The organism is Sphaerisporangium sp. NPDC088356 (assembly GCF_040685555.1).
In the GTDB taxonomy this organism is placed as follows: Bacteria; Actinomycetota; Actinomycetes; order Streptosporangiales; family Streptosporangiaceae; genus Sphaerisporangium.
In genome coordinates, this window is the sequence record NZ_JBFBIK010000025.1 from 26,088 (window position 1) to 38,211 (window position 12,124).

Genomic DNA, 12,124 nt, shown 5'->3' on the forward strand with positions numbered 1-12,124 from the left:
ACGATGTGTCAGTGCGAAGGCGAGTGGTTGTGCGGTGCTGCTGCCTGGCGCTGATCTTCCTGGTCGCCGCCTGTGCGGTGCTGTGGGTCAGATATAGGTCACCTCTTTACCAGAGTACGGTCACGGTTGCGTTCATAACCAAGACGAACCAGTCCCAAGGGGAGGTGTACGACCACTTCACCGACAACCACATCTATATGACCCTGGCGACGGCACGGTTCTTCGAGAACCCGAACACGCTGGAACGTCTCCGCAGCATGGGCGGCACCGCCGATTTCCATTACGAGGTGGCGCACTGGGGCAACGAGGAGGTCCCGGTGTACGGCCAGCCGTACGCCACCATGCAAACGCTCTCACGCGACCCCAAGGCGTCAATAGACACGCTCAATCTGGCGCTCCGGCTCCTTACCCAAAAGGTGCAGCGGTTGCAGACGTCGTCGGGAGCCACCGGACGCGTGATGATCAAGTGGGAGCCCATCGACTCCATCAGAGGGCCGGAGCTGCAGTCCCTCCAAAGGGGCCGCGCCACCGTCGGCATCGCGCTCCTGACCACCCTCGCCATGGTCAGTGTCCTGGCCGTCACCCGTGCCCGAGGGGGAGCCGCCGCCGCGCCGCAGCCCTCCCGCCCACTCCTGAGCCCTCTACCACGCAATCCCTGAGCCCTTTCCTCACGCCATCGCTGAGCCCCTCCACCGCGCTTCATGGCGAGCCCGCTTGGAGCGTTCCCCAGATCACGATTTGGAGCTCTCCGTGCCTCCTGCCCTGTCCCCTTCGTCACCGCGCCGTCTCTTTCTGTTCGTCGTCACGGTCGCGTTGGGCGTTGCCGTTGCGGGATGCGGCGCGAGCGACGCCTCGCAGGACGTGGACGACACCCCCACCAAATTCACGCCGCTGCCCGACGGCCGTCCCGACGTCTCCCACTTCCCCTCGGCCAAGACCACCGGCCCGCAGCCGAGCACCGATCTCCGCGTGGTCGGCGAGACGACCGTGAGGAAGGCCGGGGAGCTCGTCGAGAACGTCGAGATCCACGGCAAGCTCAACATCGAGGCCAACGACGTCGTGGTGAGAAACGTCCGTGTCATCGGAGAGGGCGACTGGGCGATCATCCAGCGGCAGGGCGCATCAGGCGCCGTCCTATCGAATTTGGAGATCAAGGGAAACGGCACCACGAAGGTTGACACGGCCGTGCTGAACCAGGGCGGCCAGATCACCATCCGCCGGGCCGACATCCATACGGTGTCCAACGGCATCACGACCGACCACGGCGTCATCGAGAACTCCTACCTGCACGACTTCAAGGAGTTCCCCGGCGACCATATCGACGGCGTGCAGATCGGCGGATCCCCGATGGCGGGCCTGTCACTGACCGTGCGGCACAACGCGATCCTCAACCAAGTGGCGGAGACCTCGGCGATCATCATCGGCCAAGATTTCAGCCGCACCCACGACGTGCTGATCCAGAACAACCTGCTGGGCGGAGGCGGTTACACCGTCTACGGCGGCGAGGGGAAGTTCGGCGTGCCGACCGACATCAAGATCATGGACAACGTCTTCAGCCGCCGCTTCTACCCGAAGGGCGGCATGTACGGGCCGGTCGCCTACTTCACCGACAAAGGCAAGGGCAACACCTTCAGCGGCAACGTCTGGGAGGACGACGGCAAGCCGGTGACTCCCTGACAAGCCGGATCAGCGCGCGGGCGAGAACGCGTCCCTGGCCAGCATGGCGGGCGCTCCCGAACCGTCCGCGGCGACACGCCACACGTCTGTCGTGTCGCCTCGCAGCCTGTCGTACATGACCGAACCGTCGTCGTACCAGGCGGCCTGGTCGTCCACATTGGCGGTCTCCGCAAGCCGCGTCTCCTTGCCGCTCCGCAGGTCCAGAACGTGTAGCCGCCACGGGCTCGACTGGTCGCCGGTTCGCTTCTTGTATGCCAGGCGTGTGCCGTCCGGGGACAGCGAAGGGCATTCGGGGCCCTCTCGCACCACGTCCATACGGCCGGCGGCGAAGTCGCCTTTCACCAGATAGACCCTGCCCTTGGTGGAGGCGGTCGCGTAGAAGGTGTTGTCGTCGGACGCGAAGGTGACGCCCCAGTAGTTGAGATCGACCGCCCGCTCGGACTTGCCGTCGCGGTGAAGAGTGAACTTCTCCAAGCTGTTCACCAGCTTGCCCGTGCGGGTGTCCAGGACGCCGGTCCTGGTCGCGAAGCCCACGCTGAGGTAGGAGTCCCCCGTCGTGAAGACGGTCCAGGACACCATTCGACCGCTGGCAGAGACACGCGCTCGGCTCGGCACGCCGGGCAGGTCGACCCGCCGGACCTCTTGCAGGTCGCGGCCGAGGACGATGGCGTCGGACCTGGTGACGACACCGGGCACCAGGCGCAGGCATACAGCCGTCTGCGCGGCCTCGTAGAACCGTCGGCAACTCACCCCCGTCGAGCTCGCGGGCCCCTTCCCCGCGTCCCTTATGGCGTAGACGATGCCACTGTCCCCCCGAGGACCGGCCCTGACGACATACAGGTCGTCGCTCGTTCCGAGCTTCACCGACACGGGCGTGGGGACACCGCCGGCGGCGGCCACCGTTCGGTTCTCGCCACGCGAACGCAGCACGACCACCACGACGGCGGCAATGAGAAGCAGGACGGCGACGCCCGCGACCATGAGCCGTGCCTTGAAAGAGAGTCGCATGGTCAGGTGGGGTCGCCCACAGGGCCGGTGAGGCTCCCGTCCCGCTCGACGTATCGCTCGCCCGTGGTGGGGCAGCGCCAACTGCCCTCACCGTTCTCCTCCAGCGTCACCCCGGCGCGGCCCACCCAGCCGACGCGGCGGGCCGGCACTCCGGCTACCAGCGCGAAGTCGGGCACGTCGCGCGTCACCACGGCCCCGGCGGCGACCAGAGCGTGACGGCCCACCGACTTCCCGGCGACGATCACCGCGCGGGCGCCGATCGAAGCGCCGTGCCTGATGGTGACCCCTTGGGCCGCCCAATCGCCGTCCCGCTTGAGGTCACCGTCGAGGCCGGTCGAACGCGGGTACACGTCGTTGGTCAGCACCGCCGCGGGCCCGACGAACACGCCGTCCTCCAGCACTGCGGGCTCGTACACCAACGCGTAATTCTGCAGCTTGACATTGTCACCAACTACCACGCCCGGTCCGACGTACGCGCCCCTCCCGAGAATGCATCCCCGGCCGAGCACCGCCTTCTCGCGGACCTGGGCAAGGTGCCAGATCGTCGTGCCCTCGCCGATGCCGGCGGAGGGATCGACGTCCGCGGTGGGTGCGATCTTTACTTCTGTTGCCATGCCAGCCCTCTGGTCCAACGACCCTCTGATTGCCCTTGCGACCCTCTGGCCCGTCGGCCGTCAGACGCCATCCCAGCCTCTTGTCCACTGGCCGCGCGCCTGCCACAGGCCTCGCCAGTCTTCCGCCTTAGTAGTCGGCCTGCCCTGCCGGTCGGCGCCGGGTGAGCTCATCCACCGTCCCGCGAGGGCCCGCAGCAGCACCCCCGCCTTTAACGACAGCACGCCAAGTCCGCGTAGGAGGGGCGGGAAGTGCCGGCGCACCAGGGTCACCTTCCCCGCGAACAGCAGGACCTGCTTGCGCAGGGAACTGGACGACATTCCCGCGGGGTGCACGAAGGTCGCGGCGGCGGTGACTGACGGCCGGTAGCCGGCGGCGGCGGCCCGCAGGCACAGGTCGGCGTCCTCGGCGTACATGAAAAAGCTTTTGTCGAACCCGCCCAGCTCGTCCCAGGCCCGCCGCTCGACGAGCATCATGCCGCCGGTGACGATGGGCACCCGGCGCACCTCGTCGGGCGACCCGCTCCAGGGCCGGGGCGACTCCGGGTCGAACCTTGGCCGGCCGGGGAAGACCGTGCTGAGCCCGGTGGCGAAGCAGAACAGTGACCACGGCGTCGGCCTGCCCCACCACGAGCGTGGGTCCGTCTCCCCGGTCTCGGTCAGGCACCGGCCGCCGACGATGCCGATCTTCGAACCGCCGCGGACGCAGTCGATGAGGGCGCGCGGCGTCTCCGGGGAGACCTCGGCGTCGGGGTTCACGAACAAGAGGTAGTCGCCCGAGGCCAGGTCCGCGCCCGCGTGGCAGCCTCTGGCGAAACCGTCATTGGTGTCCCGGGCGACAACCCGTGTCCAGGGCGCGAGCGCCCGTACCGTCTCCGCCGTACCGTCGTCGGAGGCGTTGTCAACCACGACCACCTCGGCGTCGAGCCCGACGACCGCCTTCTCCAGCGCCGCGAGGCACTTGCCGACGTAGGCGCTGGAACGGTAGGTGAGGACGACGACGGAGAGCTCGGTCATCCTTGAGTCCTCTCCATGACGCACAGCCAGGCGTAGAGCAGCCAGCCCAGCTCGTACGGTCGGCACTCGCGGTCCACCGCCACGGGCGGGTACACGCGGTCGAGAACGGGCAGTCTGGCGCCCTGCCGCACGCGCGTGACCGCGGCACGTGCTCCGCGCACCACCTTGCGCGGGTCCTCGCGGGCGGCCTTGCGCCAGGTGAGGTCGAGCTCCGGAAGCACCAGCCTCTCGCTCGTCTCCGGACGCTCCAGCATCCAGCGCAGGCCGAGCGCGATCTCCTCGATGCGCGACCGTCCACCCGCGTCGGCGAGGTCGAGCAGGGCCATCGGCCCCATGGCGAGCTGGTGCACGCTGTAGACAGGGTAGCCCTCGACCACCCCGCCCGAGCGGGCGTCGTAGTGCCACCACCACTGGCCCTCGGGTCCCTGGGCGGCGCAGATGCCCTCGGAGACCTGCTCGGCCGCGCGCAGCGCGTCCGCGTCGCCGGTGAGGGCGTGCAGGCGGGCGAGCGCCTGCAGCGGGTAGACCTGGTCGGCGAAACAGCCCACATGGGCGCGATACCACGGCACGAGAGGACCGGAGGCCGGCCCGAGGATGTGCCGGTAGAGGCGGTCCCCCGCCAGCCCGTCGAGGATGCGTTTCCGGGAGCGCTCCAAGCGCCCGTCCGGGACCTTGCCACCCGCCTTGCGCGCCGCGACGAGCCCGGCGAGCGCCCAGGCCGCCTCAACGGTGTACACCTGGGCATCAGCGGCCACGCTGTCGTCGAGCTCCGCGAGCCGGGCCAGCGCCACGTCCAGGTCCGGGTGACCGGACTCGGCCGCCGCCCAGCAGATGAGGGCCGCGTCACCGAGCCCGCTCACCTGGGGCAGCCGCTTGACGAGACGCCCCGTGAGCTCCAGCACCGTGTCACCGGCCAGCGCCTCACGCCGACGCTCCTCGGGCAGCGTGTTGACGCCCAGCGCCACGATGGCGGTGTACCGGACGCTGCGGCCCTCGGGAACGGCGGTCCACTGTCCCTTCGCCGCCCCCTCGTCGCCGAGCTTCCCGCGGCGGGTGAAGACGAATTCGCCGTCGACGTAGCCCGGCGGCAGCCCTCGTACAGCCAGATCCACCATGTCCGTCACGAAGCCCGGTAGCGGGTCCGACCCACTGGTCTGGCGATCCGAACCAGGGCTGGGGCCCAGCAGCGCCATGCGGCGGCTCGGGGTCACGTTGTCCTCCCTCATGTTCATGGCGCGGCTCATGGTTTCCGCCGCAGCCATTCCTCGGCCAGCATCAGCAGGAACCGCGCATTCGTCTTCAGATAGCGCGGCCCGAGCCGGACCGGCTCCTGCAGCAGCCGGTAAAGCCACTCCAGGCCGAGACGCTGCCATCCGCTCGGAGCGCGCCGGGTCTCCCCGGCGAGGATGTCGAAGGATCCGCCCACGCCGTGAATGATCCTGGCCTGGGTCGTCTCCCCCCACTGTCCCACGAAGATCTCCTTCTTCGGCGAGGTAATGCCGAGGAAAAGCATGTCCGCGCGGGTACCCGCGATCTCCCGGGCCACCTGCCCGGCCCCCTCGTCGGTGAAGTAGCCATCACGGGCTCCAGCGATCGTCAGACCGGGGAAGCGCCGGCGTGCCTCGTCGAGCACCTGGGACAGCACCTCGGGGCGAGCGCCGAGGAAGTAGACCCGGTGGCCCCGTCGCGCCGCCTCGGCCAACAGCTCCAGAAAGAGGTCGATGCCGGCGACCCGCTCTGGCAGAGGGTGGCCGAGCATGCGGGATGCCCAGACGACCGCCTGGCCGTCTGCGAGCACGAGGTCGCAGTCGAGCACCGACTTGCGCAGCAGCACGTCGGTGCGCATGTTGACGATCTTCGCGGCGTTGACCACGCCGATGCTCAGCGGCCGTCCCGTGTCGATCGCAACCACGCATCTGGTGACGACCTCGCGCATGGTGAGTGCGTCGAGCACGGTGCCGAGCACTACGTCCCGTCCCGGCGTTCCTTTGACCGTACTCACCGGCACGCTCCCATGGGCTCACGTCGTCGGCAGCCCGGCACGGCTGCTCGCCTCACATCGGTTCGGCGCTTCACTGTCACGCCTTTTCCTTTCCGCGCATGAACAGCGCCGATTCCCTTCTGAGCAGCACCGCCGCCAGGACCAGCGCCAGCCCGAGACCGACGGCCATCACCGCGACGGCCTGCCGGGGGCCGACGACCGTCCACAGCGCCCCGAAGCACCAGGCCCCCGCCATGGCCGCCACCGCCTGGCCGGTCTGGACGATCGCGAGGCCGGTCGCCCGCTGCGTCTTCGGCACGAGCGGCCCGGCCAGGGCGCTGATCACGCCGTCGGTCGCCGCGTAGCCCAGGCCGCGCAACCCGAGCGCGACGGCCAGGAGTACGACACCGTCTCCCCAGAGGATCAGGAAGTAACAGCCCAGGATGGCCAGGTAGCCGCCGAGGACCACCGCGGACCGGCCGTACCGGTCGGCGAGCCGCCCGAACGGCATCGCCGCGAGTAGATAGGTGACCGAGACTCCCACAGGGAGGAGCGGCAGCCAGCCTGCGGGGATGTCGAGTCGCTGCTGAAGCAGCAGGTAGAGGAACGCGTCGCTGATCGTGACGAGCGACAGCGGTAGCACGGCGACCACCACACGGCGGAACGGCGCGCGCCGGAGCAGCCCGGCCGCCGCACGCAACGACAGCCCGCGACCCGCCGCGGCCTCCCCGGGCACGCGACCCGCCGCGGGCGCCATGCCGGGCTCGCGTACGAAAAGGGTGAGCACCAGTACACCCAGGACGGCGACGCAGAAACTCACCGAGAAGACCGCGTCGTAGGCGTCCAGCGTGAGCCACAGCACCCCGAACGCCGCCAGCGGTCCGAGCAGCGCGCCGGCGGTGTCGAGCGCGCGGTGGAAACCGAAGGCCCGTCCCTGCCCGTCCCCCGGCGCGCTCAGCGAGATGATCGCGTCCCTGGGAGCGGTACGCAGCCCTTTGCCCGTACGGTCGACCCCGATGACCAGACCGATCAGAGGCACAGAAGTGCCGGCGGCGAGAAAGCCCAGCTTGGTGGCCGCGGACAGGCCGTACCCGAACCCGGCCACCGTCTTGCGGCGCTGGAAACGGTCGGCGACGTGGCCGCCCACGAGCCGCAGTGCGGCCGTGGCCCCGGTGTAGAGGCCGTCGAGCACGCCGAACTGCATGGTACTGACGCCAAGATGGAACACCAGGTAGAGCGGAAGAACCGCGGTGACCATCTCGGACGAGATGTCGGTCAGGAAGCTCACCATGCCCAGGGCGAGCACATTTCCCGTGAGAAGGCGTCCTGCCCCGCCTGGCGAGCGGCCGTACGGCCCGCCGTGCTCCGGTCCGTCCCCTGGCGGGGATCCGCCGGCCTCGCCCGAAGCGCCCGGCGCGGACTTGTTCTGGGAGTCGGCCCCGCGCGTCTCCGACAGGTACATCAGGCCGGGCCTCCCACCATGGACGGCCACGCCGCGTGGAGCGCGTCGCGCCAATGGCGGATCGGGGGCAGGCCCGCGGCGGCCCAGCGGTCGTGGCCGAGCACGCTGTAGGCGGGCCTCGCGGCCGGGAGCGGGAAGTCCGCGCTGCCGATGGGCCTCACCCGGGCGGGATCGGCGCCGAGGAGCATGAAGATCTCGCGGGCCAGGCCGTACCACGTCACCTGGCCGGAGCTGGTGCCGTGATACACGCCGGGAGGGGCGTCGGCACGCGCGAGCCGTACGAGCTGCGCGGCGAGGTCGGCGGTCCAGGTCGGCTGGCCGAGTTGGTCGTCCACCACGCCGATGGTCTCACGGCTGCGTTCGAGGGAGATCATCGTCTGGACGAAGTTCCGCCCGGCCGCGCCGTACAGCCACGCGGACCGCACGACGTACCCGGCTCCGGGGAGCAGTCCGAGAACGGCTCGCTCACCGGCCAGCTTGCTACGGCCGTAGGCGTTGACCGGCCGGGTCGGGGCGTCCTCGGCGTACGGCGCGCTCGCCGTACCGTCGAAGACGTAGTCGGTGGAGATGTGGAACAGGCGGGCGCCCACATCGGCGCACGCGGTGGCCAGGGCGCGCACCCCGCCGCCATTGACCGCCAGAGCGTCGATCTCGTGCGCCTCGGCGTCGTCCACGGCCGTCCAGGCGGCGCAGTTGACCACGACGTCCGGCTTCTCCTGCCGGATGACCTCGCGCACGCCGTCGGGGTAGCGCAGGTCGAGGCGATCGCGGCCGTACGGCAGGACGTCGGGCGCGGCCGGGTCGCTCGCCAGCTCGGCCAGAAGGGCGGTCCCGAGCATGCCCTTCGCGCCGGTGACCAGCAGCCGGTTCACCGATCGCCCTTGAGGTGCTTCCACCAGGTGGGGTTGTCGACGTACCACTGGACGGTCGCGGCGATGCCCTCGTCGAAGCCCGTCGCCGGGGCGTATCCCATGCTCCGTAGCTTGGAGTCGTCCAGGGAGTAGCGGCGGTCGTGCCCCTTGCGGTCGGCCACGGGCTCGACCGCGCTCCAGTCGGCGTCGAGCTCGTCGAGGATCCGCTGGGTGAGCTCCAGGTTGGTCAGCTCCGCCGTGCCTGCCATGTGGTAGATCTCGCCAGGCTCGCCCCGCTCGGCCACGAGCTGGATGCCCCGGCAGTGGTCGTCGACGTGGACCCAGTCGCGAACGTTGCCGCCGTCCCCGTAGAGCGGGACTTGACGGCCTTCGAGGATGTTCGTCACGAAGAGGGGGACGACCTTCTCCGGGAACTGGTAGGGCCCGTAGTTGTTGCCGCAGCGAGTGATCGACACCGGCAGGCCGTGCGTCACGGCGTAGGCCTGGGCCATCAGGTCGCCGCCGGCCTTCGCCGCCGAGTACGGCGAGCGCGGCCGGAGCGGGGCGTCCTCGGCCCAGGAGCCCTCGTCGATCGACCCGTAGACCTCGTCGGTGGACACCTGGACCACCTTCGGCACCGCCGCGTCCAGGCAGGCCTGCAGCACGGCGTGCGTGCCGAGCACGTTGGTGCGCACGAAGGCGGCGGGACCGTCGATCGACCGGTCGACGTGCGACTCGGCCGCGAAGTTGATCACCGCGTCGTGGCCGGGCACGACCTTCGCGAGCAGCGCGGCGTCGCAGATGTCACCGTGCACGAAGTCGTAGCACCCCTCGACGGGCTCGAGGTTGGCGAGGTTGCCCGCGTACGTGAGCATGTCGAGCACGGTGACGCTCGCCCCGGCGAACGCCGGATAGCCGCCCGAGAGCAACGTGCGGACATAGTGCGACCCGATGAACCCGGCACCGCCGGTTACCAGAACCCTCATGAACTGATCTGCACCTTGCTGTGATCGCCGAGCACCAGCCGGTGGGCCCTCGGCGTGTTGGGAGCGGGCGTGACCTCGACGTCGTGCCCGATCAGGGACGCCTCGATCCGGCGGACCCCCTCAATGGACGCACGCCGCAGCAGGATCGAGTACTCGATCTCGCTGTCCACAACGTGACAGTTCTCCGCCACCGAGGTGAACGGGCCTATGTAGGAGTCCCTCACCACGGCGCCGGCACCGATGACGACCGGCCCGACGATGCGCGAGCGGGTGACCTCGGCCCCCGCCTCGACCACGACCCGGCCGATGATCTCGCTGGCGTCGTCCACCTTGCCGTCGAGCCGTTGGTCCAGCTCCTCCAGGAGGATCCGGTTGACCTCGAGCATGTCGGTGACGTTGCCGGTGTCCTTCCAGTAGCCGGAGATCAGGGTGGAGTCCACCCGGTGCCCGGCGTCGAGAAGCCACTGGATCGCGTCGGTGATCTCCAGCTCGCCGCGCCACGAGGGCTTGAGCGCGGAGACGCCCTCGTGCACCGCCGGGGTGAACAGGTAGACCCCGACCAGGGCGAGGTCGCTCTTCGGCACCTGCGGCTTCTCCTCCAGCCCGGTCACCCGCCCCGCGGCGTCGAGCTCCGCCACCCCGAACTGCCGGGGGTCGGCGACGCGGGTGAGCATGATCTGTGCCGAGGGACGCTCGTCGTGGAACCGCCTCACCAGCGGCTCGATGCCGCCGACGATGAAGTTGTCACCGAGGTACATGACGAAGTCGTCCTCGCCCAGGTATTCACGGGCGATCAGCACCGCGTGGGCCAGCCCGAGCGGTGCCTCCTGCCGCAGGTAGGTCACCTCCAGGCCGAACGCCGACCCGTCGCCGACGGCGCCCTCGATCTCCTCGTGGGTTTCGCCGACCACCATGCCGACCTCGCGGATGCCCGCCGCGGCGATGGCCTCGAGCCCGTAGAACAGCACGGGCTTGTTGGCCACCGGCACCAGTTGCTTGGCGGAGGTGTGGGTGATGGGCCGAAGCCGCGTGCCGGACCCGCCGGCGAGCACGAGCGCCTTCACTAGTAAGCCCCTCCACCACGGGTGACGGCGGACCAGGTCTTCCACAGGATCTGCAGGTCGAGGATGAGAGACCAGTTCTCGACGTAGCGCAGGTCGAGCCGGACCGACTCCTCCCACGACAGGTCGGACCGGCCGCTCACCTGCCACAGACCGGTCATGCCCGGCTTGACGACAAGGCGCCGGCGCACGTCAGTGCCGTACTGCGCGACCTCGTCGGGAAGCGGCGGACGCGGTCCCACCAGCGACATCTCGCCACGTACGACGTTGAGCAGTTGCGGCAGCTCGTCAAGGGAGTAACGGCGCAGGAAGCCGCCCACACGCGTGATCCTTGGATCGTTCCTCATCTTGAACAGCACGCCGTCGAACTCGTTGTCCTCGACGAGGTCGAGTTTCAGCTTCTCGGCGTTCTGCACCATCGTCCGGAACTTGAAGACCTTGAACTCGCGTCCGTGGCGGCCCACCCGCGTCTGCTTGAACAGCGCGGGACCCGGGCTGGTGGCCCTGACCAGCACCGCGATCACCAGCATGGGGATCGCGAGCACGGTCAGCGCGGCCGTAGCCAGGAGCCGGTCGAACAGGCTCTTGACGACCTGGCGCGTCCCGTCGAACTCCGGGTGCTCGACGTGGAGCAGCGGCATCCCGGCGACCGGGCGGATGCTCGTACGAGGACCGGCGACGTCCATGAGCGCGGGGGCGACGAACAGTTCGGTGCCCTTGCTCTCGATGCTCCAGGCGAGGCGGCGCAGCGCGGCGCCGTCCAGCTCGGGGCAGGCCAGGACGGCCACCGCGTCCGCGGAGACCTTGTCGGCCACGGTCGCGACGTCGGCGAAGTCTCCGTAGACCGGGATGCCGTCGACGTCGAGCCCGTTCCCCGGGAACTGCCCGGGCGGCAGGCACGCCGCGACGACCCGCATGCCGTGGTACGGCTGGCGCCGGAACTGCATCACCAGGTCGAGCACGGCGGTCCTGTGACCGACGGCCACCACGCGGCGGAGGTACTCGCCCTCGGCGCGGCGCCGGTGCAGGCGCTTGCGCATCCGGTAGCGGAACACCAGCGTGAGAACCGTCGCCAGCGGCAGCATCGCCATGACGTAACTGCGCGCGATCATGGTCTGCGTGGCGTACGCGCCGATGGCCACCGCGGCCGTCAGCCCCACCCCGCCGTCGAAGACCGCGCGGAACTCCTCGCTTCCCTCTCCGTGGCTCCTCTCACGGTAGACCCCGGCCAGCGCCATGGCACCAGGCCAGGCCAGTCCGAGGCCGAAACCGAACAACAACTCCGACCACGGGATGAAGGCGCCCACCCAGAGCCTGAATCCCATTACCGCCTCGCAGGCGATCATGGCGCACGCCATGTCACCTGCCAAAAGAGCCCGCATATAGGAGCGCGTCCAGATGCTGGACGCCGTCAGCGGGCCCGTGTCGAGAAGCGCGACACCACGCTCCTCCAACCCCACCCTCATGCCT

General features: G+C 69.6%; 12 protein-coding genes. 2 read left to right on the plus strand and 10 right to left on the minus strand.

Translation table 11 applies throughout. From position 1 onward, the window contains the following. The first annotated feature begins 11 nt into the window (after positions 1-11). Together AB0O34_RS12490 and AB0O34_RS12495 are read left to right on the plus strand one after the other, a co-directional pair. On the plus strand, positions 12-659 hold the full coding sequence (locus AB0O34_RS12490) for a hypothetical protein (protein WP_363915437.1): 648 nt from the start codon (positions 12-14) through the stop codon (positions 657-659). 154 nt (positions 660-813) lie between these two features. Continuing rightward, entirely contained in the window at positions 814-1,677 is an 864-nt protein-coding gene (locus AB0O34_RS12495) for a hypothetical protein (RefSeq protein WP_363915438.1), read from the plus strand. 9 nt (positions 1,678-1,686) lie between these two features. Here the strand turns inward: AB0O34_RS12495 and AB0O34_RS12500 are convergent, their stop codons facing one another. The 10 genes from AB0O34_RS12500 to AB0O34_RS12545 form a co-directional block, all read right to left on the minus strand. Continuing rightward, a complete protein-coding gene (locus AB0O34_RS12500; RefSeq protein ID WP_363915439.1) occupies positions 1,687-2,658 on the minus strand; it encodes a hypothetical protein in 972 nt (323 codons plus the stop codon). Positions 2,659-2,687: 29 nt separating this feature from the next. Next, positions 2,688-3,299, minus strand: a complete 612-nt coding sequence (locus tag AB0O34_RS12505; RefSeq protein ID WP_363915440.1) for an acyltransferase — start codon at positions 3,297-3,299, stop codon at positions 2,688-2,690. 60 nt (positions 3,300-3,359) lie between these two features. After that, complete coding sequence (locus AB0O34_RS12510; protein ID WP_363915441.1) at positions 3,360-4,313, minus strand: glycosyltransferase family 2 protein; 954 nt, start codon at positions 4,311-4,313, stop codon at positions 3,360-3,362. Next, complete coding sequence (locus AB0O34_RS12515; RefSeq protein WP_363915442.1) at positions 4,310-5,545, minus strand: hypothetical protein; 1,236 nt, start codon at positions 5,543-5,545, stop codon at positions 4,310-4,312. The genes AB0O34_RS12510 and AB0O34_RS12515 overlap by 4 nt, the downstream gene beginning before the upstream one ends. A gap of 8 nt (positions 5,546-5,553) precedes the next feature. Beyond that, positions 5,554-6,315 carry a WecB/TagA/CpsF family glycosyltransferase gene (locus tag AB0O34_RS12520; protein WP_363915443.1) on the minus strand — a complete coding sequence of 254 codons (762 nt, stop codon included), beginning with the start codon at positions 6,313-6,315 and terminating at the stop codon, positions 5,554-5,556. Positions 6,316-6,391: 76 nt separating this feature from the next. Continuing rightward, the gene (locus AB0O34_RS12525; RefSeq protein ID WP_363915444.1) at positions 6,392-7,756 is read right to left on the minus strand and encodes an MFS transporter; all 1,365 of its coding nucleotides are present in this window, start codon (positions 7,754-7,756) and stop codon (positions 6,392-6,394) included. Continuing rightward, on the minus strand, positions 7,756-8,628 hold the full coding sequence (gene rfbD, locus AB0O34_RS12530; RefSeq protein ID WP_363915445.1) for a dTDP-4-dehydrorhamnose reductase: 873 nt from the start codon (positions 8,626-8,628) through the stop codon (positions 7,756-7,758). Before rfbD ends, AB0O34_RS12525 begins: the two co-directional genes overlap by 1 nt. Continuing rightward, on the minus strand, positions 8,625-9,593 hold the full coding sequence (gene rfbB / locus AB0O34_RS12535; protein WP_363915446.1) for a dTDP-glucose 4,6-dehydratase: 969 nt from the start codon (positions 9,591-9,593) through the stop codon (positions 8,625-8,627). The genes rfbD and rfbB overlap by 4 nt, the downstream gene beginning before the upstream one ends. After that, positions 9,590-10,657 carry a glucose-1-phosphate thymidylyltransferase gene (locus AB0O34_RS12540; RefSeq protein WP_363915447.1) on the minus strand — a complete coding sequence of 356 codons (1,068 nt, stop codon included), beginning with the start codon at positions 10,655-10,657 and terminating at the stop codon, positions 9,590-9,592. Before AB0O34_RS12540 ends, rfbB begins: the two co-directional genes overlap by 4 nt. After that, entirely contained in the window at positions 10,657-12,120 is a 1,464-nt protein-coding gene (locus tag AB0O34_RS12545) for a sugar transferase (RefSeq protein ID WP_363915448.1), read from the minus strand. Before AB0O34_RS12545 ends, AB0O34_RS12540 begins: the two co-directional genes overlap by 1 nt. Between the last annotated feature and the right edge of the window lie 4 nt (positions 12,121-12,124).

What these genes read in the sequence shown, in the direction of transcription:
- AB0O34_RS12500 (WP_363915439.1), bottom strand. Translation starts at nt 2,658, where the DNA reads ATGGTCGCGGGCGTCGCCGTCCTGCTTCTCATTGCCGCCGTCGTGGTG.
- AB0O34_RS12505 (WP_363915440.1), bottom strand. Translation starts at nt 3,299, where the DNA reads ATGGCAACAGAAGTAAAGATCGCACCCACCGCGGACGTCGATCCCTCC.
- AB0O34_RS12510 (WP_363915441.1), bottom strand. Translation starts at nt 4,313, where the DNA reads ATGACCGAGCTCTCCGTCGTCGTCCTCACCTACCGTTCCAGCGCCTAC.
- AB0O34_RS12515 (WP_363915442.1), bottom strand. Translation starts at nt 5,545, where the DNA reads ATGAACATGAGGGAGGACAACGTGACCCCGAGCCGCCGCATGGCGCTG.
- AB0O34_RS12525 (WP_363915444.1), bottom strand. Translation starts at nt 7,756, where the DNA reads ATGTACCTGTCGGAGACGCGCGGGGCCGACTCCCAGAACAAGTCCGCG.
- rfbB (WP_363915446.1), bottom strand. Translation starts at nt 9,593, where the DNA reads ATGAGGGTTCTGGTAACCGGCGGTGCCGGGTTCATCGGGTCGCACTAT.
- AB0O34_RS12545 (WP_363915448.1), bottom strand. Translation starts at nt 12,120, where the DNA reads ATGAGGGTGGGGTTGGAGGAGCGTGGTGTCGCGCTTCTCGACACGGGC.